Below are 24,953 nucleotides of genomic sequence, written 5' to 3'. Positions count from 1 at the left end.
CTCGCGGACGCGCTGCAGGTTGTTGCCGATTTCGGTCAGCGAGCCTTCGGCGACCTGGGCCAGCGAGATACCGTCGTTGGCATTGCGGATGGCGACGTCGGTGCCGCGGATCTGCGTGCCGAAGCGCTCGGAGATCGCCAGGCCGGCGGCGTCGTCCTTGGCGCTGTTGATGCGCGAACCGGAGGACAGGCGCTGGATGGTGGTGGCCAGCGAGCTGCCGCTGGTGCTCAGGTTACGCTGAGCATTCAACGACATCGTATTGGTGTTGATGACTTGTGCCATGAGGAGAGGTCCTTGAGCGGTTGCACGTGAGTTGGGTTAGACGCCCCCGACGTGCCCCGGGGGCGGCTCATGTCAGCGCTGCAACAGGCTGAGCACGTTCTGCGGTACCTGGTTGGCCTGGGCCAGCATGGCCGTACCGGCCTGCTGCAGGATCTGGGTGCGGGTCAGTTCGGCGGTTTCCTTGGCGAAGTCGGTATCGCGGATGCGGCTGCGCGAGGCCGACAGGTTCTCCGAGGAGGTCTGCAGGTTGGCCACCACCGAGGTGAAGCGGTTCTGGATCGCGCCAAGGTCGGCGCGCACGCTGTTGACCGATTCGAGGGCCTTGTCGACGATCGACAGCGCCTTCTGCGCGCCTTCGGCCGTGGTGACGTTCAGGTCCTTGACGAAGTTGGCCGTGGCGCCGGTCAGCAGGCCGCCGTTGGTGCTGGTTTCAGTCAGGCCCAGGCCGGCGATGGTCGCGGCGGTGGCGCCGGCCGGCGGGGTTGCGGCACTGACGCCCAAGGTGAAGGTCTGGCCGTCCTTGACCGAGGCCAGGCTGATCACACCGGCATTGACCGAGGCCATGACGCCGGTTTCGCCCAGCTTGTTGTTGATCGCGGCAGAGGTGGCCGAGGTGATCGATTCACCCGCCTTCACGGTGAAGTCGTTGATGGTGACCGTGGTGGCGGTGCCGCCCGGCGGGGTCACCGAGATCTGCAGGCCGGAGTAGGTGGTGTCGGCGGTGGCCTTGTCGGCCGCGGCCAGGCTGGTGCCGGTGTAGCCGTTGGCGAAGGTCGCCGCGCCCAGCGAATCGGCCTTGGCGTTGACCACGCTGTTGATGGCGATCGCCTGGCCGGCGTTGGCGCCGACCTGGAACAGCTGGCTGGTGAAGGAGCCGTCCAGCAGCTTGGTGCCGTTGAAATCGGCCTGCTTGGCCACGCGGTCGACTTCCGAGACCAGCTGGGTCACTTCAGCCTGCAGGGCCTTGCGGTCGCTGGCCGAGTTGGTGGCGTTGGAGGACTGCACGGCCAGTTCACGGATGCGCTGCAGGTTGTTGCCGACTTCGCTCAGCGAACCCTCGGCGACCTGGGCCAGCGAGATACCGTCGTTGGCGTTGCGGATGGCCACGTCCAGACCGCGGATCTGGGTGGTGAAGCGCTCGCTGATGGCCAGGCCGGCGGCGTCGTCCTTCGCGCTGTTGATGCGCAGGCCGGACGAGAGGCGCTGGATGGTGGTAGCGAGCGAGCTGCCGCTGGTGCTCAGGTTGCGCTGAGCGTTGAGCGACATCGTATTGGTGTTGATTACCTGTGCCATGGGGTCGTCTCCTCTTATATGGAACCCGTTGGTGAATGAAACGAAGCGCCGCCTGTTTTTTTGTGTGGCTGTGTGCTTCGCTGTTGCCAAATGAATAACGGCGCTTTGTCAACAACCTTTAGCCGTGAATTCCGTCGAAGCTGAAATCCGGTGCCGGAGGCTGTTTTTCCGGGGTTTTTCAGCCCTGGTCGGGCGTGAAGGCGACCCCGGAAGGGGCGGTTGGGCATGCCCAACCAGCGCTGATGAAGGTATCGGCGGGGCAGGGCCGGGCTTGATGGGCAATCACGCAAAATGCGCAGGAGCACCTTTCCGGTAGCGCCTGGCCACGCCCGGCGAGCGCGACGGAACGGGCACGCAGGAACGAAAAAGGCCGCGATGCAGGGCATCGCGGCCTTCAGGGGGTGACGCTTGCGAAGCGTCAGCGGATCTTGTTGAACAACGACATCGACTGCATCTGCGAGAAGATCGTCTGTGCCGCCTGCAGTGCGGTGCTCTGCAGCTGGTATTGGCTCAGCGCATCGGCGTAGTCCAGGTCGCGCATCTGCGACAGCGTGGTCTTCAGGGTCACGCTGTTGGCTTCGCGCATGTCGGCGGCATTGTCCAGTGCCTTCAGCTGCGCACCGCCGGCCGCGCGCGAATCGATCATCCGTTCCGACGCACGGGCCACATCGCGCAGGGCGCTCTGCAGTTCGTTCTGCTGCGCGCTCATCTTCGCGGTGGTGCCGGTGTCGGCATCAAGCGCGGCAATCAGCTTGTCCATGGTGTCGAAGATGTCGCGGCTGGTTGCCGGCTTCACGTTGAAGCTGTCACCGGCAGCAGGTGCGCCGGTGATCTGCAGGCGTACACCGTTGACTTCCACGTTGTCACCGGCCTTGAACGTGCCGGTGCCGGTCACGTTGCCAGCGCCGTCCAGTACCTGGTACTGGTCGGCGGCGGTGAAGCGGATGCTGAAGGACTGGCCGTTCCAGCTGTCGCTGCCATCGCGGGTGATGTTGGTCAGCACGCCGTTGCCGGTATTGCCGGCCGCGGCGCCACCATCGACGAAGCCGTCGCCGGTAGGAATGCGCATGAAGATCTCACTGCCCGGCAGGGCATCCCGCACATAGGTGTCGGGGCCGACTTCAATCTGGCGCTGGGTCTGGTCGCCACGGTAGACCACCTTGCCATTGATCTTGGCGAACGGCGGATCGCCATCGTTGGTGCCGCCGAACACGTAGCGGCCGGTGCCGTCGTCGGCGTTGGCCAGCGACAGCAGGCCCTCGCGGATCTGGTTCAATTCGGTGATCAGCGTTTTCTTGTCGGCGGCGCCCAGAGCGGGATTGCTGGCCTGGATGGTCAGGTCGTTGACGCGTGCCATCAGGTCGTTGACCTGGGCCAGGGTGTTTTCCTGCACGCCCAGCCGGTTCTGCACGTTGCCGGCATTGAGTTTCATCCGGTCCAGTGCGGCCAGGCTGCGGTCAAGCCCCACGGCCGCACCGGCGGCGACCGGATCGTCCTTGGCGCTGACGATCTTGCTGCCGGTGGCGATCTGCTGCTCCAGGTGGCTGAGCTTGGCCTGCTTGGCCATCATCAGCGACACGGACTGGTTGAACATCATGCTGGTGGAGATACGGCTGCTCATCGACGGACGGCTCCCAGGATGGTCTGGAACATGCTGTCGGCGGTGGAGATCAGCTGCGACGCGGCCTGGTAGGCCTGCTGCAGGCGCAGCATGTCGGCCGCTTCCTCGTCCAGGTTGACGCCGGACACTTCATCGCGCGCTTCCTGCGCCTTGTCGTTGATCACCAGCTGTGCTTCCAGCGAATACTCGGCCGAGCGGGCGGCTGCACCGACCTGGGTGGTCAGGCCGCCCAGGGCGCCGTTGAGGGTGACCGTGCCGCTGTTGAACGCCTTGGCGCTCTCCACCTTGGACAGCCTGGAGGCGTTGCTGTTGTCCGAAGAGCCCGCCGGGGTCGGGGTGATGTTGAAGGTGTCGCCGACCTTCGGCGCGCCGTCCAGCACGAAGCTCCAGCCATTGGCGCTGATGGTCTGGCCGGGCGTGTAGGTCTGCGGCGGGCCACCATCGATGGTGTAGGTGGTGGCCGAGGTGAACACGATCGCGGCCGGATTGCGCAGGTTGGCGTTGGTCGAATCGCTGACGGTGACACCGCTCAGCTTGCCGGTGCCGGTGTTGGACGTCGCCGCCGCGCCCTTTACCGCCGCCGCGGCGGCGATGCGCGAGGGGTCGGTGATCGCCACTTCCATGCTGCCAGCCACGCCTGCGGTCGGCTGCAGCAGGAAGCGGTCGTTGGCTGCCGGGGTACCGCCGACCACCAGCTTGACGCCGTTGATCACCAGTGGATCGGCGGCCGTGCCGGTGCCGGTCAGCGGAACGTTGGCGCCGGTGTCGGCACGGCTGGCCTTCCAGTTGGTGCCATCGAACTGCAGCACCACGTTCTGCGCGTCCAGCTTGCCGAGGTCGCCGTAAGCGGCGCTGAGGCTTGCGGTACCGGTGTTGGCATTGTTGGCGGTGACGCGCGGGTTGCCGATATTGAAGAAGTCACCCCCCAGCTGGCCATACAGGTCCACGCCCTGGTGATGCACCTGGTTGAAGCTCTCGGCCAGGCCTACCGCCAGCTTGCCCAGTTCGGCCTGGGCCGGCGTCAGCACGGTGTCGCGGAATTCAAGCAGGCCGCCGATCTGGCCACCGACCGCCTTCGGGTCGAGCCGGATGGTGTTGCCCTGCGTTTCCAGCGCCAGCTGCAGCCGCTCCGGCTGGTACGGGTCGGCAACGGTGGTGACCTTGGTTGCCGTGGTGCCCACCACCAGCGCGTTCCCGCCGGCGGTATAGACATTCATGATGCCGCCGTCCTGGATCACTGCGGTGCCACCGGTGTAGCCGATCAGCTGGGTGATCAGCTGGTCGCGGCGATCGAGCAGGTCCGGTGCGGCGGTAGCGATGTTGGTGCCGATCGCACCGTTGATCTGCGCGATCTCCTGCGCCAACCGGTTGACCTCGGTGGCGCCGGCCAGCAGGCCGTTGTTGACCTCGCTGTTGAGGTTGTTCAGGTGCGTGTTGAGCTGCACGAAGCGGTTGGCCAGCGCCTTGCCACCGTCCAGCATGTTCTGGCGGTCGGCGGTGCCGGCGGCATTGGAAGACAGGCCGCTGACCGAATCGAAGAACTTCGACCAGACGCCGGACACGTTGGTTGCCGCGTCGGAGAACAGCGAATTGACCCGGTCGGCCATGCCGGAGAGCTGCTTCAGGCGCGCCAGCTCGCCGCTGCTGTCGAGCAGGCGCGAGATCGCCAGCTGGTCGGCGGTGCGGCGGATGTCGGTGATGCGGGTGCCGTTGCCGACCGTGCCATAGCCGTAGTTCTGGGGATCAGCCGTGGCGAAGTTGACCTTCTGCCGGCTGTAGCCCGGGGTATTGAGGTTGGCCACGTTGTGGCTGGTGGTCGCCAACGCACGCTGGAAGGCGAGCAGGGCACCGGTACCGGTGGAAAGTACGCTGGACATGGGGTTCCTCAACGACGGGTGATACCCAGCGCCGCGGTTGCGGTGCTGGCGAAGGTCTGGCCAAGCCGCGAGCCGGCGTCTGCCACGGCGCTGACGGCACGCTCGATGGTCGGTCCGCCGGCGATCGCGGCGATCTTGGCCGCGTAGCGCGGGTCGGTGGCATAGCCGGCGCGCTGCAGGCCACTGGCGAAGCCCTGTACATCGGTGCCGGCCTGCAGGGCCTGCTGGTAGCGCGGGCTGGTCTTCAGCAGGCGCACGTAGTCGGCAAAGCTCTCGGCCGGCGAACTGTAGGCGCGGAAGCTGGCGGTCTCGTTGCGGCGCACGCCATCGACATACTCGTGGGTGCCGGCCACGGCGCGCTGGCCGTTCCAGCCATTGGCCTTGATGCCGAACAGGTTGTGCGAGGTGCTGCCGTCGGCATGCTTGATGTGGCGCTTGCCCCAGCCGGTCTCCAGCGCTGCCTGGGCGACCAGGGCGCGGGCATCCACGCCCAGCTCCTTGGCCGCACGCTGCGCGTGCTGCCAGATGCTGGCGACGAAGCCTTCCGGGGTGTGCTCGCCCAGCTGGGCGACGGCGGTGCGGGTAGCCATCGCATCGGCCGGGCTGATGGCCGTGCCGCGGTTGCTGGCGGTGGCCGACCACTGATCGCTGTTGGCGGCCCAGTCCTCGCCCTGCAGGCTGCCGATGTACGGATCTTCGGTGCCCAGCGAGCGGTGCATGCTGCTGCTTTCGCGCCCTGCGATCAGGTCCAGCGCCTGTTCCATCGGCGCAACCGCCGCGTGTGCGCCCGACTGGGCGCCGGCCGCCATCCGCTGCAGCAGGCGCACCGCCTGGCTGCCGTCTTCCAGCGGCAGCGACGGCGCGGGCTTGGCCGGTGCATTGAGCTGATAGGCACGACTGGCTTTGGCCGGGTCCACGCGGGTATCCAGCGCCGGGCCATCGGCGGCCTGGCCGGACAGCTGCCGGCTGATCATGCCGGACAGGCCCAGGCCCTTGCCGCGGGTCATCGCCTCGGCGATCTTCTGGTCGTACATGTCGCGGAACATCTTGTTCTCGCCGGGGAACAGCGAGTCGCCGAAGCTGGCGTCACGCATGCTCTTGACCAGCATCTGCGCGAACTGGCCTTCCAGCTGTCGCGCGACCTTGTCGATCTTGGCCGGATCGTTCTGTTGCGCCGGGTGCAGATCGAATGCGGGATTGATGCGCATGTCAGATCACCTCGAGCTCGGCACTCAGGGCGCCGGCCTGCTTCAGGGCTTCCAGGATCGCAATGAGATCGCCCGGTGCCGCGCCTACCGCGTTCACCGCGTGCACGATCTCGTCCAGGGTGGTGCCGCCGCTGAACTTGAACATGCGGCTGCCGTCATTGGTGGCGGTGATGGTCGACTGCGGGCTGGCTACGGTACGGCCGCCGGACAGCGCGTTGGGCTGGCTGACATTGGTGTTTTCCTGGATCGTCACGGTCAGCGAACCGTGCGAGATCGCGGCAGGCCCGACCCGCACCTGCTGGCCGATGACCACGGTGCCGGTACGCGAATTGACCACTACCTTGGCCGGGGCGCTGCCCGGGGTCAGCTCCAGATTCTCGATGCGCGCCAGCAGGCCGATGCGTGCGCCCGGATCGGTCGGTGCGGTGACCGCCACGGTCACGCCATCGACCGCGCGTGCCGCACCTTCGCCGAACGCGTTGTTGAGCGCCGCGACCATGCGCGAGACGGTCGTGAAGTCGTTGTTGTGCAGGTTCAAGGTGATCTCGCCGCCATTGGCCAGCGGGTCGGGCAGGGCACGCTCCACGGTGGCGCCATTGGGGATGCGGCCGACGCTGGGCACGTTCACCGAGACGCGCGAACCGTCCTTGCCCTGCGCGCCGAAGCCACCCACGATCAGGTTGCCCTGGGCGATGGCATAGATCTGGCCATCGGCGCCCCGCAGCGGGGCCATCAGCAGCGAACCGCCGCGCAGCGACACCGCGTTGCCAATCGAGGACACGGTGATGTCGATCGGCTGGCCCGGCTTGGCGAACGGCGGCAGTTCAGCGTGGATCGCCACCGCCGCCACGTTCTTCAGCTGCGGATTGACGTTCGGCGGAACATTCACGCCCAGCTCGCCGAGCAGGTTCTTCAGGCTCTGCACGGTGAAGGGCGCCTGGCTGGTGCGGTCGCCGCTGCCGTCCAGGCCCACCACCAGGCCGTAGCCCACCAGCGCATTGCCACGCACGCCACCGACCTGGGCCAGGTCCTTGATGCGTTCGGCGCTGGCAGGCGCAGCCATTGCCAGTAGAAGGAAGAATGATCCGTAGAGCGACGCCGCGCTCCATGACTGACGTGCGCCGGTTGAAAGAACGCGTCGCCACGCGCCCAGGACCGGCCGCGCCGACTCGGGGCATGATTCATTGCGTCGCTGCCACGTAGAAGAGAAGAGAGCTTTCATGGCCATACTCAGAACGGCGTCAGGCCGGAGTTGAAGAAGCGGCTCAACCAGCCCATCGCGTTGGACTGCGCGACAGGGCCGCGGCCGCCGTAGACGATGCGCGCTTCAGCCACGCGGCTGGAGGGCACGGTGTTGTCCGCGCTGATGTCGCCGGGGCGCACGATGCCCTGTACCTGCACCAGTTCGTCGCCCTGGTTCAGGCGCAGGTTCTTCTGCCCCTGCACTACCAGGTTGCCGTTGGGCAGGCGCTGCACCACGGTCACGGTCACGTTGCCCTGCAGGCGGTTGCTCTGTGCGCTGTTGCCCTTGCCGGTGAAGTCACGCGCGCCCTTGGCCGTCGCGCTCAGGATGTCCTTGCCGCCCAGCGTAACCGGCGCGCCGAGGATGGAGGGCGTGCCCAGGCTCAGGTTGGATTCCTTGTTGGTGGCCGTGTTGGCACTGGTCTGCGCGGTGGTGTTTTCCAGCAGGGTGATGGTCAGCAGGTCACCGACATCGCGTGCGCGACGGTCCGAATACAACTGCAGGGTCGGACCGGCCGCATAGATCGCGCCGGCGGTCGGTTCGGCCTGCGGTGGCATGATCGGCTGGATCGGTGCCATTGCCGGATAGGGGCGCACATCGCCGGCAATCACGCAGCCACCGAGCAGGGCAGCCACGGCGCAGGCGAGGGCAGTGCGGGCGAAGTTGGAAATGGGCGACATGGCGGTTTCCCGGGTTGGCCGGTCAGAGCTTGTTGTTGAGGTAGCCGAGCATCGAATCGGTGGTGGAAATCGCCTTGGCGTTCATTTCGTAGGCGCGCTGGGTTTCGATCATCGACACCAGCTCTTCCACCACGTTGACGTTGCTGCCCTCCAGCGCGCCCTGCACCACGGTGCCCAGGCCGTTGAGGCCGGGGTTGCCGTTCTGCGCCGGCCCCGATGCGGTGGTCTCCAGGAACAGGTTTTCACCGCGTGCCTGCAGGCCGGCCGGATTGACGAAATCGGTCAGGGTCAGCGCGCCCACTTCCACCGAGGCGGCGCCGTCGGCCATCTTCACGCTGATGGTGCCGTCGGTACCGATGGTCACCGACTGCGCGCCTTCGGGAATCTGGATGCCCGGCTGCACCGGGTAGCCGCTGTTGGTGACCAGCTCGCTGTCCTGGTTGATCTTGAACGAGCCATCACGGGTATAGGCCGAGCTGCCATCGGGCATCTGCACTTCGAAGAAGCCGCGGCCGTTGACCATCACGTCCAGTGCGCGGCCGGTCTGCTGCTGGCCACCCTGTTCGAAGTTCTTGGCGGTGGCGACCACGCGCACGCCGGTACCCAGCTGCAGGCCGGTCGGCAGCTGTGTCTGTGCCGAGGAGGAGCCGCCGGGTTGGCGCACCTGCTGGTACAGCAGGTCCTCGAAGCTGGCACGGTCCTGCTTGAAGCCGGTGGTGTTGGTGTTGGCGAGGTTGTTGGAAACCACCGACATGCGCATCTGCTGCGCATCCAGTCCGGTTTTCGCGATCCACAATGCCTGGTTCATCTTCGGTGTCCTGTCTGGTGGAGCCGGCCGCGCGGTGCGGCCCTTGTCAAAGGGTGTGCAAGCGGTGTGCCAGCGCCGCATTCAAGCGGCGCCGGAATTCCGTCAGCTGCCCAGGCGCAGCAGGCTGTTGGCGCTGCGCGCGTTGTCGTCGCCGTGCTTGATCACCTGCACCTGCATTTCGTACTGGCGCTGCAGCTGGATCATCTGCACCAGCGCGCCAGCGGCGTCCACGTTGCTGCCTTCCAGCTGGCCGCTGTGCACCGCCGTGCCCTGTGCCGGCGCGAACGGCTGGCGTGGGTCGGTGTTGCGGAACAGGCCATCCAGGCCGCGCTCCAGGCGCTCGTCCGGCGCCTGCACCACCTTGATCCGTCCGACCTGCGCCATCGTCTGCGGGCCTTCGCCCTGCGGAATGATCGAGATCGTGCCGTCGGCACCGATCTCCATCGCCTGGTAGGGCGGAATGGCGATCGGGTTGTTGTTGTCATCCAGCACCGGGCGGCCGCTGGAGGTCACCAGCTGGCCATTCGGCGTGACCGACAGTGCGGCGCCGCGCGTGTACGCCTCGGTGCCATCGGTGGACTGCACGGCCAGCCAGGTGCCGGTCTGCAGCGCCAGGTCCAGCGGCTTGCCGGTGATGTGCTGCGCGCCGGGCCGGCGGTTGAAGCCGGCGTCGACGTGCAGTGCATCCACCCGCGAGGCAAAGCCCTGGCCCTTGATCGGGAAGGCTTCGGTGTTGGCCAGCGCTTCCTTGAAGCCAGGGGTGTCCGAGTTGGCGAGGTTGTGGCTGAGCGTACCCTGCGCCTGCAGGGAGGCGCGGGCACCGGTCATCGCCACGTAGAGGGCTTTATCCATGCGGGAAGTTCCGAGACGGGGTCAGCAGTTCATCAACGGATGTTGATGACGGTCTGGGTGATCTGGTCCTGGGTGGTGATCATCTGCGCGTTGGCCTGGAAGTTGCGCTGCGCGGTGATCATGTTGACCAGCTGCTCGGTGAGGTCGACGGTGGATGCTTCCAGCGAACCGGCCTGGATCTTGCCGAGGTTGGAGGTGTCCGGCATGCCGGTGCGCGGCGTGCCCGAGCTGAAGGTATCCACCCACAGGTTGTTGCCCTTCGATTCCAGGCCCTGCGGGTTGTTGAAGGTGGTCAGCGCGACCTGGCCCAGCGGCTTGTCGGCGCCATTGGAATAGCGGGCGTAGACCACGCCGGTTTCCGACACGGTGATCTCATTGAGCTTGCCGGCGGCATAGCCGTCCTGCTGGGTGTTGCGCAGCGCGAACTTCTCGCCGTACTGGGTCGAGCCGTTGATGTCCAGCGTCATGTTCAGCACGCCAGCGCCCGTGGTCGGGGTGAACGTGCCGAGGCTGACCTTGCCACTGGCCGGTGCGACCAGCTTGCCACTGTTGTCGAAGGTGACCGGGGTCGGTGCGCCGGCCGGCTGGCCGTCCACGTAATTGCGTACGGTCCACTCGTTCGGGTTGGCACCCTTCACGAAATACGAGACCTGGATATGGCTCACGCCCAGCGAGTCGTACACGGTGATGCCGCCGCTGGAGTGGTTGTAGCTGTTGGAGTCGGTCGGGTCGAAGGTGGTGACGGTCGGCTGCTTGGCGTTGGCCGGCAGGGTGAAGCCGACCTTCACTTCGCTGGTCTGCTTCGGCGGGCTGTCAGTGGTCAGCAGCTGCAGGTCGACCATGCGGCCGGCATCGAAGTTGGTGCCGTCGGCATTCGGCGCGAACACCTGCAGGCGCGCGCCCTGCGGGTTGACCACGTAGCCCGATGCATCGGTCTGGAAGTTGCCGGCGCGCGAGTACACGCGGGTGCCGTTCATGTTCATGGTGAAGAAGCCCTCACCGGAAATGGCCATGTCCAGGCTGCGGCCGGTCTGTTCGTTGTGGCCCTGCTTGAACTGCTGGGCAACGTTGGAGACGCGGACGCCCGAACCCACGGCGTTCTTCGACAGCCCGTAACCGGTGGCCGAGAACAGGTCGGCGAATTCGGCGCGCGATTCCTTGAAGCCGGTGGTGTTGACGTTGGCGACGTTGTTGGCAGTGACGCTCAGGTCGGAATTGGCGGCATTGATGCCGGACAGCGAGACATTGAAGCCCATGGGATGCTCCTGGTAAGTACGGGGTGTGCGGCTCAGCTGACGCGGAGCACGTAGTCGATCGGGGCCGTGCCCAGGCCCTTGAGGTTCAGGTACAGGCCGTCGGAACCGACGGTCACGCTTTCCACCGGCGCCTGCACGTAGGTGGACAACTTGGTGCTCTTGCCGGCGGTGTCGACGTGGTTGGCGACGATGGAGTACTTGCCCGGCTCCATGCGCTTGCCGTTGGCATCCTTGCCGTCCCACTGGAACGCGGTCTCGCCGGCGGCCTTGGCTTCCACGCTCAGCGAGGTGACCTTGGCGCCGGTGGCATCGGTGATGTCGACGGTGATGATGCCGGCAGAAGGCGCGGCCACCGTGCCTTCAACGTTGCCTTCCTTTTCCAGTACCAGCTTTTCCGACGGCACCAGCACCTGGTGGCCAACCAGCGCCGCACCGCGCAGCACCTGGTCGCTGGCCATCGATTCCTGGAAACCCTTCACCGTCTTGTTCAGATCGGTGATGCCCTGCACGGTGGACATCTGCGCCATCTGCGCGACCATCTGCGTGTTGTCCATCGGCTTCAGCGGATCCTGGTGCTGCAGCTGTTCGGTCATCAGGCGCAGGAAATCGGCCTGGTCCAGCGTGTTCTTCTTCTTGGTGGCGTTGCTGTTCGGGGCGTTCAGACCGAGTGCGGTGTAGACGTCCTGGCTGGTCTGGTTGTTGACGGCGGTGGTCATGGCGGTATCCGGTACTGCGGGCCTCAGCGGCCCATGGTCAGGGTGGCCAGGGCCAGTTCCTTGGCGGTGGTCAGCATCTCCACGCCGGCCTGGTAATTGCGCGAGGTCGAGATCAGGTTGACCATCTGCGCCACCGGATCGACGTCGGGCTGGTAGATGTAGCCGTCGGCGTCGGCCAGCGGATGGCCGGGCTCATAGCGTTTGATCGGCGCCGCATCGCTCTGGGTGATCTCCTTCACCTTCACCGAGGTGATGTTCGGATCGTTCTTGCTGGTGACGGCCTGGAAGATCGGCTCCAGCGGCTTGTACACGGCGTCGGCGGAGCCGGCGACGGTGTCGGCGTTGGAGAGGTTGGAGGCGATGGTGCTCATGCGCACCGACTGCGCCTGCAGCGCGGAGCCGGCGATATCGAAGATCGGCAGGTTGCTCATGGCTTATTGCCCCGTGATCGCGGTCAACATGGAACGCACCTTGCTCTCGACGAAGCTGAGCGAAGCGCGGTACTCGAGCGCGGCACGGCCATAGGCCGCACGCTCGGCATCGGGATCGACGGTGTTGCCGTCCAGGCTGGGCTGCACGCCTTCGCGCGCGATCTGGAACGGGTTCAGGCCACTACTGATTTCGTAGTGCTGCTCATGGGTGGTGGCCATCAGGCCATTGGCATCCTGCCCCTGGGCATGGCGCAGGGCGGCATCGAAGTCCAGGTCCTGGGCCTTGTAGCCGGGAGTGTCGGCATTGCCGAGGTTGCTGGCGATCAGCTTCATCCGCTGTTCGCGCAACGGCATGGCCTGGGCATGGACGCCCAGGTAGTCGGTAATCAGGTTGCGCACGGTGCACTCCCACGGGAACGTTGCCCGGGAAGCTGCAAGGGGTGTGCCAAACGAAGGAGGGGTCAGATCCCCGCAGGGGCTCTGACCCCATGGGGCAGGCGAAGGGCGCGGGGTCAGAGCCCCTGCGGGGATCCGACCCCGGGGCGGCCTTACGCCGCCATCGCGACCTTGCGCAGGCGGTCCAGCACGAAGTCGGCCAGCTCGTGCGGCGAGTACTTGGCGACGAAGGCGTTGGCGCCCACGCGCTCGACCATCGCATTGTTGAATACGCCCGACAGCGAGGTGTGCAGCAGCACATACAGGCCGGCCAGGCCCGGATGGCGCCGGATTTCCGTCGTCAGCGTATAGCCGTCCATGGCCGGCATCTCGATGTCCGAGATGACCATGGCGTAGCGTTCGGCCGGGTTCTCGCCCGAGGCGTGGATCTGCAGCAGGTGGTCCAGCGCCTGCTTGCCGTCGGAGAGCAGGGTGGCACCCACGCCCAGCTGGTCGAGCACGCTGCGGATCTGCTGCCGGGCCACGCGCGAGTCATCCACCACCAGCACCTGCAGCTGCGGGCCGTCCGAGGGCATCGCCATCGCCGGGTCGAGCACCGCCTCGCCGCGCACCTGGGCAATGTCGGCCAGCACGCTTTCGACATCGATGACCTGGATCAGCTCGCCCTGGAAGCGGGTCACGGCGGTCAGGTAGCTCGATTCGGCGCCCAGCTCCGGCGGCGGGTGGATGTCTTCCACCGCGATGTTGACGATGCGCTCCACACCGCTGACCAGGAAGCCCTGGATCGAGCGGTTGAACTCGGTCACGACCAGGTAGCCGGGCGAGGTGTCCGCCTCCGGCTCGCGCTCGGGATGGCCGATGGCCAGGCCGAGGTCCAGCACCGGCACCGAGCGGCCGCGCACGTCGGCCACGCCGGAGAACTGGCTGGGCAGCCCGGGCACCTGGAACAGCTCCGGGCGCCGCAGGACTTCCTGCACCTTGAAGACATTGACGCCAAAAAGCTGACGTCCGCCGAGACGGAACAGCAGCAGCGCCAGGCGGTTGTGGCCGGCCAGACGGGTCCGCTGGTCGATCCGGTTGAGCAGGTCATGGGACATGGCTGCTGTATCGGCGCCACTGTGGCGGAACTTGAGGGTGCTCTGTCGCCCGCGTGCTCCACATCGCTTTGTGCGACTCTGCACCCCATTCCGTGCTCTACACCGCATTTCGTGTTCTACACCCCATTTGTAGAGTCGACTGTTAGTCGACTGCTCTTCTGGACGACTGCTCTTGGATCCGATCGCCGGAAACCCCGCGCTTCGCGCGCAAGTCGGCTGACGCGAAAGTCGACTAACAGTCGACTCTACACATCGCCATCCCGAGACCCGGTGTCTGGCACGCCCCTTGCACGCAGCTGGGCCAGGTCCCATCGACAGGAGGCGCCATGCGCCGGGTCACATCTCTATTGGCCATTGCACTTGCCCTGGCCTCGCCGTGGGCGGCTGCCTCCGACTGGCAGCCCGTAGCCAGCATCCGCGCCGCAGCGCTGACGACCTTGCCGGCGGGCAGCGAGGGTGAGGCCCAGGTGGCCGATGCGCTGCGCCTGCCGAAGTGTGGCGGCGCGCTGCAGGTGCAGCCCACTGCCAACACCACCGTGGAGGTCAGTTGCCCGGATGCGGGCGGCTGGCGCCTGTTCGTACCGGTGAAGGTGCGGCGCAACCAGACCGTGCTGGTGCTCAACCGTGGAATCGGCACTGGAGAAACCCTCACCGCCGCCGATATCACGACTGCCCAGCGTGATGCTGCCCGGATTGCCGGTGCGGTGCTGGCCGATCCCAACGCGGCGATCGGTCGCATCGCCCGGCGTCCACTGCAGGCCGGGGCCCTGCTGTCGAACAACGATCTGGTGGTGCAGCGTCTCATCAAGCGAGGAGACAATGTGGCCCTGGTATCGCGTCGCGGCTCGGTCGAGGTCCGAATTGCTGGCCGTGCGATGGGCGATGCCGGTGAGAATGAACGGGTCTCGGTGGAGAACCTGTCCTCGCGGCGGATCGTGCAGGGCACGGTCGATGCCGCAGGTGACGTAATCGTGGCGCGTTGATTTACCGCAAAATATCCCTAAAGATCGCGGCCCCGAGGCCGTTATCCCTTGTGAACGGCAACTCCAGGACACCCCATGAGCCAGAAAATCGACGGCAACCTGCAGGTCCCCCAGGCACTGCGCAGCGTGACGACCCCGGCCAGCAAGCCCGGCGTCAGCAGCGATGCGCCGGCGCGCCCGGTCGAGGCAGCCGACAGCCTGCGCCTGACCGGCGAGGCCACCAATCTGCAGGCCATCGAGCGTGAGCTGACCACCGCCCCGGCGATCGACGCCCAGCGTGTGGCCGCCGTGCGCGAGTCGCTGCAGAACGGCACCTACAAGATCAATCCGGACGCGATCGCATCGCGCATGCTCGATCTGGACCAGCAGCTGCAGGGATGACCGCAGCGATGAGCGAGCCGCTGCAGCGTCTCGCCCAGGCCTTGGACGTTGAGCGCCAGGCCCTGGTCGAGCACGACGTGCACGCCCTGATCCGTGCCACCGGCGCCAAGCTGGAGGCGCTGCGGGCGCTGGAAGGCGCACCGCCGGTCGGCGAGGGCGAACAGCTGCAGGAACTGGCCGAGCGCAACCGCGCCAACGGCGTGCTGCTTTCGCGGCGCCGGCGCGAGGTCAACTGGGCACTGCGCCAGTTGGGCCGTACCGAAGACGCTTCGGCCTATGACGCCAAGGGCCAGTCACATACGGTCACTGCCCGCCGCCCACTCGCCGTCGCCTGACGCGACGGCGGTCGCACTACCCACCCCCGCGGGCTGAAGCCCGCTGCGTGACCGCGTATATTGGGCGCCTGTTCGAATGCCCCGAGTCGCCGTGTCCGCTGCCAACGCCCTGGTTACCGCCCCCCTTCCGCCGCAGCCGGTGCTGCAGGCCCTGCTTGAGCGCCTGCGCGAAGGGCTGCTGCTGTTCACTGAAGACGGGCAGGTGGCGCTGGCCAATCCGGCCGCGCAGAACCTGCTGGCCGGCGGCGAGGACGGTGCATTGCCGCCGCCGCAGCGGCTGCGTGAACTGCTGCCGCCCGATGCGCTGGAGCAGGCGCGGCAGCATGGTCACTGGAACGGCAGCCTGCCGCTGGGAGAGGGTGTGGTCATCGCCCACCTTTACCACCACGGCCCGGTGGGCCAGGGGCACTTCCTGGCGTTGTTCCGCCATATCGAAGGACAGGAAGACTACGAACGCGAGCTGCAGCAGCGCCATGCCGAGCTGCGCCAGGCCTACCTGCGCCTCAACGGTACCCAGGAGAAGTTGCTGCAGTCGGAAAAGATGGCCTCCATCGGCCAGCTCGCGGCGGGTGTCGCGCACGAGATCAACAACCCGATCGGCTACGTGCACTCCAACCTGGGCAGCCTGCAGGAATACCTGCGCAGCCTGTTCACGGTGATTGAAGCCTACGAACGCGCCTTGCGCGCGCCGGACCCGAAGGCGTTGATTCCGGAAATCGACGATATCCGTGACCGCCTGGACATCGATTTCATCAGCCGTGACCTCCCGCAGCTGATGGCTGAATCGCGCGAAGGCATCGAGCGGGTCACCCGCATCGTGCGTGACCTGAAGGACTTCTCGTATTCCGGCCGCGACGAATCGTGGAAGCTGGTCGACCTGCATGCAGGCCTGGAATCGACCATCAACATCATCTGGAACGAGCTCAAGTACAAGGTCACCCTGCACCGCGAGTTCGGCCAGCTGCCGCTGGTGGAGTGCCTGCCGTCGGAGTTGAACCAGGTCTACATGAACCTGCTGCTCAATGCCGGCCACGCCATCGCCGAGCGCGGCACGATCACCGTGCGTACCGGTGTCGATGGTGACCAGGTGTGGGTCGAATTCGAGGACACCGGCGGCGGCATCTCGCCGGAACTGCGCCAGCGCATCTTCGATCCCTTCTTCACCACCAAGCCCGTTGGCAGCGGCACCGGCCTGGGCCTGTCGATCTCCTACAGCATCATCAACAAGCACCACGGCCGCATCGACCTGGACAGTACCCCGGGCGTCGGTTCGCGCTTCCGCGTGGTACTGCCGGTGAAGCAGCCGCGCTGAGGACGATGGCGCAGGGGACCCGGTCGTATCGCGCCGATGCGCCGACAGACTGGTAGAGTCGACTGTCAGTCGACTCGCGCGCAGCGCGGTTTTTTTTTCGAGACTCCGCGAAGAGCAGTCGACTGAAAGTCGACTCTACCCCCGATCCGCATTTTCCCTGCCGGCCCTCACTGCGGCGTCCGGCCATCGTCGTTTGAAGCAGCCGCGCTGAGGGCAATGGCGCACGGGTCCGGATCGTATCGCGCCGACAGACGGGTAGAGTCGACTGTCAGTCGACTCGCGCGCAGCGCGGTTTTTTCGAGACTCCGCGAAGAGCAGTCGACTGACAGTCGACTCTATCCATGATCCGCATTTCCCTGCAGGCCCTCACCGCAGCGGCCGGTCCTCGCCGGCATCCCCGGTTTCCACCGGCGCCGGCCCGGCATTGCTGCGCCGCTGTTCTTCGTAGGTGCGGAACGCCTGGTGGATGTGCTTGCGCAGCTCATCGTCGTTCCACGGCTTGGTCAGGAAGCGGTAGATCGCACCACGGTTGATCGCGTCGGTCACCGTGTTCAGATCGGTATAACCGGACAGCACCAGGCGGATCGTGTCCGGGTACAGCATCTTCACCCGGCCCAGGAACTCGGTGCCGCTCATGTCGCTCATGCGCTGGTCGGACAGGATCACCTGCACATCGTTGATCGCCAGCAGGTCGAATGCATCGCGCACGTTGCCGGCGGCCAGGATGCGGTAGCCATCGCGACGGAACAGGCGTACCAGCGAGCGCAGCACGTTCTCCTCGTCGTCGAGCAGCAGCAGCGTGCGGTCCGGGCGGGTCTCGGCAAATGCTTCCGGGCGCAGGTAGCGGCGGCGCAGGGTCATGCCGGCGGCATCGGCCGACATCGGCTCGCCAAACAGGTAGCCCTGGAACACGTCGCAGTCGTTGCGCCGCAGGAAGCCCAGCTGGGCTTGCGATTCCACGCCGTTGGCGATCACGGTCATGCCCAGCTGGTGGCCCATGGCGATGATCGCGCGGGCGATGGCGGCCTCACGGTTGCCGGCGGGCGCACTCTTGATGAAGCTGCGGTCGATCTTCAGCTTGTCCACCGGATAGCGCACCAGCGCACTCAGGCTGGAATCGCCGGTGCCGAAGTTGTCCAGGCTCAGGCTGATGCCTTCGTTGCGCAGGTTGGCCAGCGTCTCGTGCACGAAGTTGACGTTGTTGGTCAGCGCGCTTTCGTTGATCTCCAGCGTCAACATCTGTGCCGGCACGCCCGCGGCCTGGATCAGGCCCATGACTTCAGCGAAGAAGTTCGGCCGCAGCAGCTGCAGGGTGGAGACGTTCACGGCAATGGTGAAGTCGTCGAAGCCCTGGTCGCGCCACAGGCGGGCCTGCTTCAGCGCGCCCTCCAGCACCCAGGTGCCGATCTGCACGATGATGCCCAGCCGCTCGGCGGTCCGCATGAAGCGCTCCGGCACCAGCATGCCCAGGGTAGGGGACTGCCAGCGCAACAGCGCCTCCATGCCCACCACGTGGCCGTCGCGGGCACTGACCAGCGGCTGGTAGCGAAGCTTCAGCTCGCCATTGGGGATCGCGTCGACGATCTGGCGCGCGATGATGCTCTCGCTGTGCGCGCTCGGCGGGGTATCCACTGCGTGGATGCGCACCGCGTTGCCGCCTTCGCGGGCAGCCTGGTAGAGCGCATCCTCGGCGTGGTCGAGCAGGCGGGAGGTACTGCTGGCGTGGTCCGGGCACAGGCTCACGCCCAGCTTGCCGGTCATGAACAGCGTGTATGGCAGCACCGACAGGGGCAACTCCATCTGTTGCCGGATTTCCTCGGCGAAGTCCTCCGGCAGCGGCACGTCGGCGGTGCGCGGCACCGCGATCAGGAACTCGTCGCTGCCATGCCGCCACAGTTTGCCGCGGCCTCGCAGGTAGGACTGCAACCGCTGCGCTACCAGCACCAGCGCCTGGTCACCTACCTCGGCGCTCATGTTTTCGTTGACCGAAGCGAAGTGGTCGATGTCCACGTGCATCAGCATCAGCGCGGTGCCGCCGGAGGCCGCCTCGGCGACCATCGCCTGCAGCTCGGGGTTGCCGGCACCGAGGCGGTCGGGTGCATCGTCGATGCTGACCGGGGGCTGGTTGGGATTCCACATAGGCTCAGTATTCCGGTGAATCGACGGCAGCCATGCTGGCCGCCTGGTAGGGGAGGTGGACGTCGATCAGGGTGCCCTCGCCGTGTGCGGACTCGATCCGCACATGGCCGCCGACACTCTGCGCGCGCTCGCGCATCACGATCAGGCCCAGGCCGCGCGGACCGTCCGGGTCGAAACCCTCGCCGTCGTCGCGGATCTGCAGGTGCAGTCCCCGCTTGCCGACGTCGCGCAGCTGCAGTTGTACCTGGCTGGCGCGCGCGTGCCGCAGCACGTTGGTCAGGCTCTCCTGCGCGATGCGGAAGCAGGCCTGTTCGATGCTGTTGTCGGGACGGTGCGGCAGGGGCTCGATCTCGGCCAGCAGTTCCACCGGCGAAGAACGGAACAGCACCCGCGCCTGCCAGCTGAGGGCCGCTTCCAGGCCCAGCGCGTCCAGCTGCGGCGGGCGCAGCAGGGTGGAGATGTCGCGCAGCTTGGCCACCGTGGTGTCGGCCAGGCTGACGATCTGTGCCAGGTCCTCGCCGCGGCGCTGTGGATCATGCTCGTCCTGCGCCGCATAGGCGGACAACTTGATCGCAGTGATCGCCTGGCCGATGTCGTCATGCAGGTCGCGCGAGATCGCGCGGCGTTCATCCTCCTGCAGCGAGAACAGCCGGCCGGCCATCGCCTGCAGTTCGCGGTTGCTGGTTTCCAGTGCACTGCGCGTCCGTTCGGAATCGCTCAGGTCACGCACGATCAGCAGCTTGCAGTCGCGGCCGCCGTAGCGCACCTCGCCCACCGCCAGGCCGGCATGGAAGCTGCGCCCGTCTGCGCGCTGCATGGCCACCACGCTGCTGTGGCCGGGGCCCAGGTGTGGCTGCCCGGCGCGCAGCTGGCTGCGGACGCGGGCCAAGTCACCGGCAGCGACCAGCGCCGACAGTGGCTCACCCAGCAGGGTGTGGCTGCCATAACCGAACAGGCTGGCCGCCCAGGCGTTGGTGTACAGCACGTGCTCGTCGGAGAGGATCACCACGCCATCGGGCAGCACCCGCACCAGCTCACGGAACTGTTCTTCACGCTCGCGCAGCAGGCGTCGCGATTGCTCCCGTTCGGTCACGTCCTGCAGGGTACCCAGTACGCGGCTGCGGCCGGACTCATCGACACCACTGGCGGCACGCAGGTGCACCATCAGGGCGCGGCCGTCCATCGACAGCAGGGGCAGCAGTACGTCCACCTGCACCGGATCACCCGAGCAGAGGTCGGCCAGCAGCTGTTCGGTCTGCGTGGCGGTGGCGGGGTCGGCGGGGACCAGGAGCTCGTCGAAGCGGTGCCAGCGGCGGGCTTCCGGAGGCCGGCGGCCAAGCAGGCGGTAGACCTGGTTGGAGTAGCGGCCCATGCCGGTGGATGGATCCAGCTCCCAGGCGCCGATGCGCGCCAGCTCGTGCGCTTCCTCGACCCGGGCCAGCGCCTGGTCGCGGCGCAGCTGGGCCAGGTCTTCCGCGGTGCGGTCGATGGCGATCAGCAACCGGGCATTGTGGCCGTCATAGCTGATGGCGTTGGAGCGCAGTTCCATCTGCCGCAGCGAGCCGTCGCGCAGCTGCAGCTGGGTCCGCAGGATGCACAGCTCCTCGGGTGCCTCGCGGATCGCCTCCAGCTTGGTCTGCAGCGCCTGGTCCTGGCCGGGTGGCCACAGCGAGTCGATGGTCTGCTCCAGCAGTTCATCACGCTCCCAGCCGAATGCGCTGCAGGCCGCCGGATTCGCGTCGAGGATCGCCAGCGTATCCAGGTCGTAGACCAGGATCGGGCCGGGGTTGCCCTCGAACATCTGCCGCAGGCGCAGCTCCGACGCCTGCTGGCGCGCATGGGTGTGCAGCACATGCTCGGCCAGCGGCCGCAGCAGCAGGTACAGCAGGCCGGCACTGGCCAGTGCGAAGAACGAGCCCTTCACGCTCTGCCACATCGCCGCCTGCTGCGGATCCGGCACCAGCGCCTGCACGGCACTGTCGGAGGCGATCATCCAGGCCAATGCCATCACCAGGTAGCTCAGCACGACCCGCCGCCGGTCGCGGCTCAGCGCCTGCGCCATCCGCGGGTCGGGAACAGGGGCGATGCCGGTCGGTTCTGCAGGCATGGACGGGCTGGATGAAAGGGGCGCCGGCCATCTTACCGCGCGGGTGTGCCCTGACCACTCAATTATCCGCCGCAGGCGCCGTTAACCACTGCGTGCCCCGCTGACGGGCGTGTCATCCGGAGCAAGATCGCGTGGACCAAGGGATCATCGCCAGCCTGCTGCAGCACCCGCTTGCGTCGGCGCTGGTCATCGTCGACCGCACGGGCCGCCCGCTGGCGGCCAATCCGGCTGCGCGCGAGCATGGCCTGCCGGCCACCGTGGCCGCCTATGCGCCGATGCTGGAGGATCTGCGCCTGATGGCGGCCGATGGCGGCATCGTGGCCTGCACGCTGCCGGGTGGCCCGCACGGGCACTACGACGGCCACCTGCGCGCCGTGCATGATGGCGCCGGCAATCTGCTGGCCTTCACACTGAGCATTCCCGAACCGGTGCCGCTCGGCGGCGGTGGGCGCTGGGAGCTGGCGCTGGACAGTGCCGGTCACAGCCTGTGGGACTGGGACATTCCCAGCGACCGTGTGGTGCGGACTCCCGCACTGGGCGATGAAACCGCCACCGAGATACTGGCGCGCGTGCACAGCGAGGACATCGCCCAGGTACGGGTCGCACTGGACGAGCATCTGCGTGGGCTGAGCGAGCAGTACAGCGCACAGTTCCGTTTCCGCCAGGCCGATGGCCAGTGGCGCTGGGTGCTGGACCGGGGCCGCGTGGTCGCGCGCACCGCCGATGGCCAACCGTTGCGCATGGTCGGCACCCATACCGATATCGAACAGCAGAAGCAGCTGGAAGGGCTGCTTCAGGAACAGCAGCTGCACCTGAGCGAGGCCCAGCGCATCGCCAGCATGGGCAGCTGGTCGTTCGATCCCAACAGTGGTCACTTCTGGTGGTCGCCGGAGCTGCGTTCGCTGCTGGCGCTGGAGCAGGGCGCCGTGCCCGGCCAGCGCCGCTGGCTGAAGCAGCTGCACCCACGTTCACGTGGTGCACTGCGTGCAGCCTGGCGACGGTTGTGGCGCGATGGCCGCGCCGCCAATCTCGAGCTGGAACTGACCCGCGGCCATGAACCGTCGCAGCACCTGCGGCTGTGGATGCAGCCGCTGCTGGACATGGACGGGCAGCCCAAGCGGTTGCTCGGACAGGTGCAGAACATCACCGAGCAGCACCAGACCGATGCGCTTATCCGCTGGCGTACCGAGCTGCTCAACCGCGTCTCCGCGCTGGGCCGCATTGGCGGCTGCGAGATCGAGGTGCAGACCCGGCACATGCAGTGGACCGAGGAGTGCTATCGCATCCACGGCCTGCGCAAGGAACCGATCACCCTCGACCAGGCGCTGGCGTTGTACACCGAGGACTCTCGCAACGCCTTTGAAGCGGCGTTGGGGCGCATCGCCGATGGCGGGCTGCCCGAGCAGCTGGACCTGTGCTTCTACCGCCAGTCCGGCCTGCGCGTCTGGGTGCAGGTGCTGATCGAACTGGACCGTCGTGATGGGCTGCCGCCGCGCTTCGTGGTGCTGTTCCGTGACATCACCCGCGAGCGCGAGGCCAACGAGCGTATCGAGCTGCTGGCGCATTACGATCTGCTCACTGGCCTGCCCAATCGCGTGCTGCTCGGCGAACAGACCGCCGAAGCCATCGAAGAGGCGCGCGACCGCGGGACATCGCTGGCGATGCTGTTCATCGATCTGGATGGCTTCAAGACCATCAACGACAGTTTCGGTCACGCCACCGGCGACGCCCTGCTGAAGGCGGCCGCTACCCGGCTGCACCAGAACCTGCGCAACAACGATCTGTTCGGCCGCTTCAGTGGCGATGAATTCATCGTGGTGCTGCGCGACCTGGCCGAACCGGAGGATGCGGGCCATGTGGCACGTAAACTGATTGCTTCGTTGGCCGAACCGCTGCGCCGGGGCGAAACCACCTTGAAGGTGGGCGCCAGTGTCGGCATCGCGATGCTGGGTGATGCGCAGACCGACTTCGATTCCCTGCTGCGTGCCGCCGATGCGGCGATGTACGCGGCCAAGGAAGCCGGCCGCAATACCTACCAGTACTACAGCCAGGACGCGCTGGCGCGCATCCAGCGCAAGCTTGAGCTCGAGCACGCTCTGCACGGCGCCATTGAGCGCGAAGAGTTCAGCCTGGCCTACCAGCCGCTGCTGCATGCCCATCATGGCGAGCCGCCGGCGATCGAGGCGCTGCTGCGCTGGCACCGGCCCGGGATCGGCTACTGCAGCCCGGCCGAGTTCATCCCCATCGCAGAGAAGTGCGGCGAGATCGTACGGATCGGCGACTGGGTACTGAATGAGGCCTGCCGCCAGGCCACCGCCTGGGACCGTGCGGGTCTGCGCTTCGACCGCATCGCGGTGAATGTCTCCGCGGTACAGCTGCGTGACCGCGGCTTTGCCGAGCGCGTGATCGAGATCTGCCACGCCCATGGCTGGCCGCCGCAACGACTGGAGCTGGAACTGACCGAGTCGGCATTGATCCGTGACACCGACATCCTGCGGCATTGCTTCGACGTGCTGGAACGGCACGGCGTGCCGCTGGCGGTGGATGACTTCGGTACCGGCTTCTCCAACCTCAACTACCTCAACCGCTTCCCGGTGGGCCGCCTGAAGATCGACCGCAGTTTCGTGCAGGGCATGCTGCACGATTCGGGCACGGCCGAAGTAACCCAGGCGATCGTGCACCTGGGCCACGCGCTGGGCATGAAGGTGGTGGCCGAGGGCGTGGAAACGCACCAGGAAGAAGACATGCTGCGCCGCCAGGGCTGCGACGAGATCCAGGGCTACCTGTACTCGCGACCGCTCAGCCCGCGCGACCTGGCGCAGTGGTTGCGCCAGCCACAGCCGGTTTCGCTGCGCACCGATGCCAGTGGGGAAGTGGTGCTGGTGCGCTAGCTGGCGACCATCCACGCGTGGCGTGGATCTACCGCAACCCGCTCTGGTGGGTGCCGACCTTGGTCGGCACGAATGCCTGCGCTCGCGACCATCCACGCATGGCGTGGATCTACCGCCCTGGGTCAACGAATCGCTGCGGGAACTCCGACCGCACCCGCGCCCGCACTGCTTCGACAACCTCGGCATAGCGCTGCAGCTGGATGCGATAACCCATATAGAACACCAGCAGCATGCCCAGCATCGGCCATGCCATTGGGCGCACCAGGATGATGGGCAGCACCAGCACGGTCAGGGCCAGCGCGAACCAGCTGCATCGCCCGATCACACGCACCTCGCGGCGTCGCTTGTCGACCAGCAGCTGGCCGTGCATCAACGGAAAATAGCGGCCGCCATAGCCCGGTGCGAAGCTCTCACGGAACGCCACACTGCGGTCGGGCAGTACACGGAACACAAAGCTCAGCCACTTGTCGGTAGGAAGGTCGTACTCCAGTCCGATCAGCGACAGCTGTGTCAGTTCAGCCGGAGAGGCGGCGATGCGCTGGTTGAACAGGACGATGCCGGTGCGGAAGAAGAGCGGTGCCCAGAACAACAGAAGCAGCAGTTCCAACAGCATCAATGCGATTACGGCGATGGCCATCGGTCTTCCATGAGCGGGACCGGCGCATCATGCCACAGCGATTCAGCCCATCTTGTAGATTCACGCCATGCGTGGATGATGTGGCAGCGCGTGTTCCCGGACGCCATCCACGCATGGCGTGGATCTACCTCAGGGCTTCGCCATCCAGCCCCAGGTCCCACGCCAGCCCCAGCAGCTCCTCGTCCGCGCGGGACGGCGCCGGACGTGCATCGGCCAGCTGCTGCAGTTCGCGGATCTCTTCGCGGGCGACCTCTTCCAGCTGCTGCAGCTGCTCACGCACGCTCGCGTTGCGCGGGCGCTCGTTATCGGTGAGGGAGGGCAGGGCACGGATCAGGGTCATGGTGCGCGTACAGGATGCATCCAACGGCAGGGTACAGGCAAAGGCCCCGGGATGACCGGGGCCTTGCG

General features: G+C 66.6%; 23 protein-coding genes. 5 read left to right on the top strand and 18 right to left on the bottom strand.

Annotation, left to right across the window (positions count from 1 at the left end):
- From AC5P88_RS13610 to AC5P88_RS13545, 14 genes are all read right to left on the bottom strand, one after another.
- Positions 1 to 282, bottom strand: a 282-nt coding sequence (locus AC5P88_RS13610; RefSeq protein WP_478055151.1) for a flagellin N-terminal helical domain-containing protein, incomplete at its 3' end; no start/stop codon positions are given.
- Positions 283 to 354: 72 nt separating this feature from the next.
- Positions 355 to 1,575 (bottom strand): flagellin, encoded by a 1,221-nt coding sequence (locus AC5P88_RS13605; RefSeq protein WP_005413267.1) that lies wholly within the window; start codon positions 1,573 to 1,575, stop codon positions 355 to 357.
- A 418-nt stretch (positions 1,576 to 1,993) separates the two neighbouring features.
- Complete coding sequence (gene flgL / locus AC5P88_RS13600) at positions 1,994 to 3,196, bottom strand: flagellar hook-associated protein FlgL (protein WP_049432134.1); 1,203 nt, start codon at positions 3,194 to 3,196, stop codon at positions 1,994 to 1,996.
- Positions 3,193 to 5,073 carry a flagellar hook-associated protein FlgK gene (gene flgK, locus AC5P88_RS13595; RefSeq protein ID WP_049432138.1) on the bottom strand — a complete coding sequence of 627 codons (1,881 nt, stop codon included), beginning with the start codon at positions 5,071 to 5,073 and terminating at the stop codon, positions 3,193 to 3,195. The genes flgL and flgK overlap by 4 nt, the downstream gene beginning before the upstream one ends.
- Positions 5,074 to 5,081: 8 nt before the next feature.
- Complete coding sequence (gene flgJ / locus AC5P88_RS13590; protein WP_495225291.1) at positions 5,082 to 6,281, bottom strand: flagellar assembly peptidoglycan hydrolase FlgJ; 1,200 nt, start codon at positions 6,279 to 6,281, stop codon at positions 5,082 to 5,084.
- A 1-nt stretch (position 6,282) separates the two neighbouring features.
- Positions 6,283 to 7,344, bottom strand: a complete 1,062-nt coding sequence (locus AC5P88_RS13585) for a flagellar basal body P-ring protein FlgI (RefSeq protein ID WP_258394030.1) — start codon at positions 7,342 to 7,344, stop codon at positions 6,283 to 6,285.
- A 167-nt stretch (positions 7,345 to 7,511) separates the two neighbouring features.
- Complete coding sequence (flgH, locus tag AC5P88_RS13580; protein WP_106549947.1) at positions 7,512 to 8,204, bottom strand: flagellar basal body L-ring protein FlgH; 693 nt, start codon at positions 8,202 to 8,204, stop codon at positions 7,512 to 7,514.
- Between the two features lie 22 nt (positions 8,205 to 8,226).
- Positions 8,227 to 9,012 carry a flagellar basal-body rod protein FlgG gene (gene flgG / locus AC5P88_RS13575; protein ID WP_005409571.1) on the bottom strand — a complete coding sequence of 262 codons (786 nt, stop codon included), beginning with the start codon at positions 9,010 to 9,012 and terminating at the stop codon, positions 8,227 to 8,229.
- 102 nt (positions 9,013 to 9,114) lie between these two features.
- A complete protein-coding gene (locus AC5P88_RS13570; RefSeq protein WP_495225290.1) occupies positions 9,115 to 9,864 on the bottom strand; it encodes a flagellar basal body rod protein FlgF in 750 nt (249 codons plus the stop codon).
- Positions 9,865 to 9,896: 32 nt separating this feature from the next.
- Entirely contained in the window at positions 9,897 to 11,120 is a 1,224-nt protein-coding gene (flgE, locus tag AC5P88_RS13565) for a flagellar hook protein FlgE (RefSeq protein WP_106549949.1), read from the bottom strand.
- A gap of 32 nt (positions 11,121 to 11,152) precedes the next feature.
- Complete coding sequence (locus tag AC5P88_RS13560; protein WP_495225289.1) at positions 11,153 to 11,836, bottom strand: flagellar hook assembly protein FlgD; 684 nt, start codon at positions 11,834 to 11,836, stop codon at positions 11,153 to 11,155.
- Between the two features lie 23 nt (positions 11,837 to 11,859).
- Positions 11,860 to 12,267 (bottom strand): flagellar basal body rod protein FlgC, encoded by a 408-nt coding sequence (flgC, locus tag AC5P88_RS13555; RefSeq protein WP_033835497.1) that lies wholly within the window; start codon positions 12,265 to 12,267, stop codon positions 11,860 to 11,862.
- Between the two features lie 3 nt (positions 12,268 to 12,270).
- Positions 12,271 to 12,666, bottom strand: a complete 396-nt coding sequence (gene flgB, locus AC5P88_RS13550; protein WP_005409576.1) for a flagellar basal body rod protein FlgB — start codon at positions 12,664 to 12,666, stop codon at positions 12,271 to 12,273.
- Between the two features lie 149 nt (positions 12,667 to 12,815).
- Positions 12,816 to 13,760 carry a chemotaxis protein gene (locus AC5P88_RS13545; RefSeq protein WP_106549951.1) on the bottom strand — a complete coding sequence of 315 codons (945 nt, stop codon included), beginning with the start codon at positions 13,758 to 13,760 and terminating at the stop codon, positions 12,816 to 12,818.
- Between the two features lie 326 nt (positions 13,761 to 14,086).
- Between AC5P88_RS13545 and flgA the strand changes: the two genes are divergently transcribed.
- From flgA to AC5P88_RS13525, 4 genes are all read left to right on the top strand, one after another.
- On the top strand, positions 14,087 to 14,743 hold the full coding sequence (gene flgA / locus AC5P88_RS13540; RefSeq protein ID WP_106549952.1) for a flagellar basal body P-ring formation chaperone FlgA: 657 nt from the start codon (positions 14,087 to 14,089) through the stop codon (positions 14,741 to 14,743).
- Between the two features lie 75 nt (positions 14,744 to 14,818).
- Positions 14,819 to 15,124 (top strand): flagellar biosynthesis anti-sigma factor FlgM, encoded by a 306-nt coding sequence (gene flgM, locus AC5P88_RS13535; protein WP_049432154.1) that lies wholly within the window; start codon positions 14,819 to 14,821, stop codon positions 15,122 to 15,124.
- Complete coding sequence (locus AC5P88_RS13530; protein WP_006366325.1) at positions 15,121 to 15,459, top strand: flagellar protein FlgN; 339 nt, start codon at positions 15,121 to 15,123, stop codon at positions 15,457 to 15,459. Before flgM ends, AC5P88_RS13530 begins: the two co-directional genes overlap by 4 nt.
- A 91-nt stretch (positions 15,460 to 15,550) precedes the next feature.
- Positions 15,551 to 16,771 (top strand): ATP-binding protein, encoded by a 1,221-nt coding sequence (locus tag AC5P88_RS13525; protein ID WP_286075809.1) that lies wholly within the window; start codon positions 15,551 to 15,553, stop codon positions 16,769 to 16,771.
- A 366-nt stretch (positions 16,772 to 17,137) separates the two neighbouring features.
- Here the strand turns inward: AC5P88_RS13525 and AC5P88_RS13520 are convergent, their stop codons facing one another.
- Together AC5P88_RS13520 and AC5P88_RS13515 are read right to left on the bottom strand one after the other, a co-directional pair.
- A complete protein-coding gene (locus AC5P88_RS13520; RefSeq protein ID WP_106548574.1) occupies positions 17,138 to 18,910 on the bottom strand; it encodes an EAL domain-containing protein in 1,773 nt (590 codons plus the stop codon).
- Positions 18,911 to 18,914: 4 nt separating this feature from the next.
- Entirely contained in the window at positions 18,915 to 21,017 is a 2,103-nt protein-coding gene (locus tag AC5P88_RS13515; RefSeq protein WP_106548573.1) for a sensor histidine kinase, read from the bottom strand.
- Between the two features lie 131 nt (positions 21,018 to 21,148).
- Between AC5P88_RS13515 and AC5P88_RS13510 the strand changes: the two genes are divergently transcribed.
- A complete protein-coding gene (locus AC5P88_RS13510; RefSeq protein ID WP_106548572.1) occupies positions 21,149 to 23,908 on the top strand; it encodes a bifunctional diguanylate cyclase/phosphodiesterase in 2,760 nt (919 codons plus the stop codon).
- Positions 23,909 to 24,017: 109 nt separating this feature from the next.
- Here the strand turns inward: AC5P88_RS13510 and AC5P88_RS13505 are convergent, their stop codons facing one another.
- Together AC5P88_RS13505 and AC5P88_RS13500 are read right to left on the bottom strand one after the other, a co-directional pair.
- Entirely contained in the window at positions 24,018 to 24,545 is a 528-nt protein-coding gene (locus tag AC5P88_RS13505) for a hypothetical protein (protein WP_106548571.1), read from the bottom strand.
- A 124-nt stretch (positions 24,546 to 24,669) separates the two neighbouring features.
- The gene (locus tag AC5P88_RS13500; RefSeq protein WP_106548570.1) at positions 24,670 to 24,885 is read right to left on the bottom strand and encodes a hypothetical protein; all 216 of its coding nucleotides are present in this window, start codon (positions 24,883 to 24,885) and stop codon (positions 24,670 to 24,672) included.
- Positions 24,886 to 24,953: the final 68 nt, after the last annotated feature.

This window comes from Stenotrophomonas sp. YJH_SMC_8, assembly GCF_059371315.1.
The sequence above is the reverse complement of the archived record's forward strand: the minus strand, read 5'-3'. Positions and strand labels throughout refer to the sequence as shown.

Bases quoted from the DNA above. Each gene is read 5' to 3' on its own strand.
- AC5P88_RS13560 (WP_495225289.1), bottom strand. From the start codon at position 11,836: ATGACCACCGCCGTCAACAACCAGACCAGCCAGGACGTCTACACCGCA.
- flgK (WP_049432138.1), bottom strand. From the start codon at position 5,073: ATGTCCAGCGTACTTTCCACCGGTACCGGTGCCCTGCTCGCCTTCCAG.
- AC5P88_RS13520 (WP_106548574.1), bottom strand. From the start codon at position 18,910: ATGTGGAATCCCAACCAGCCCCCGGTCAGCATCGACGATGCACCCGAC.
- AC5P88_RS13515 (WP_106548573.1), bottom strand. From the start codon at position 21,017: ATGCCTGCAGAACCGACCGGCATCGCCCCTGTTCCCGACCCGCGGATG.
- flgL (WP_049432134.1), bottom strand. From the start codon at position 3,196: ATGAGCAGCCGTATCTCCACCAGCATGATGTTCAACCAGTCCGTGTCG.
- flgE (WP_106549949.1), bottom strand. From the start codon at position 11,120: ATGGGCTTCAATGTCTCGCTGTCCGGCATCAATGCCGCCAATTCCGAC.
- flgG (WP_005409571.1), bottom strand. From the start codon at position 9,012: ATGAACCAGGCATTGTGGATCGCGAAAACCGGACTGGATGCGCAGCAG.
- flgA (WP_106549952.1), top strand. From the start codon at position 14,087: ATGCGCCGGGTCACATCTCTATTGGCCATTGCACTTGCCCTGGCCTCG.
- AC5P88_RS13570 (WP_495225290.1), bottom strand. From the start codon at position 9,864: ATGGATAAAGCCCTCTACGTGGCGATGACCGGTGCCCGCGCCTCCCTG.
- AC5P88_RS13585 (WP_258394030.1), bottom strand. From the start codon at position 7,344: ATGGCTGCGCCTGCCAGCGCCGAACGCATCAAGGACCTGGCCCAGGTC.
- AC5P88_RS13545 (WP_106549951.1), bottom strand. From the start codon at position 13,760: ATGTCCCATGACCTGCTCAACCGGATCGACCAGCGGACCCGTCTGGCC.
- AC5P88_RS13505 (WP_106548571.1), bottom strand. From the start codon at position 24,545: ATGGCCATCGCCGTAATCGCATTGATGCTGTTGGAACTGCTGCTTCTG.
- flgM (WP_049432154.1), top strand. From the start codon at position 14,819: ATGAGCCAGAAAATCGACGGCAACCTGCAGGTCCCCCAGGCACTGCGC.
- flgH (WP_106549947.1), bottom strand. From the start codon at position 8,204: ATGTCGCCCATTTCCAACTTCGCCCGCACTGCCCTCGCCTGCGCCGTG.
- flgJ (WP_495225291.1), bottom strand. From the start codon at position 6,281: ATGCGCATCAATCCCGCATTCGATCTGCACCCGGCGCAACAGAACGAT.
- AC5P88_RS13605 (WP_005413267.1), bottom strand. From the start codon at position 1,575: ATGGCACAGGTAATCAACACCAATACGATGTCGCTCAACGCTCAGCGC.
- flgC (WP_033835497.1), bottom strand. From the start codon at position 12,267: ATGAGCAACCTGCCGATCTTCGATATCGCCGGCTCCGCGCTGCAGGCG.
- AC5P88_RS13530 (WP_006366325.1), top strand. From the start codon at position 15,121: ATGACCGCAGCGATGAGCGAGCCGCTGCAGCGTCTCGCCCAGGCCTTG.
- AC5P88_RS13500 (WP_106548570.1), bottom strand. From the start codon at position 24,885: ATGACCCTGATCCGTGCCCTGCCCTCCCTCACCGATAACGAGCGCCCG.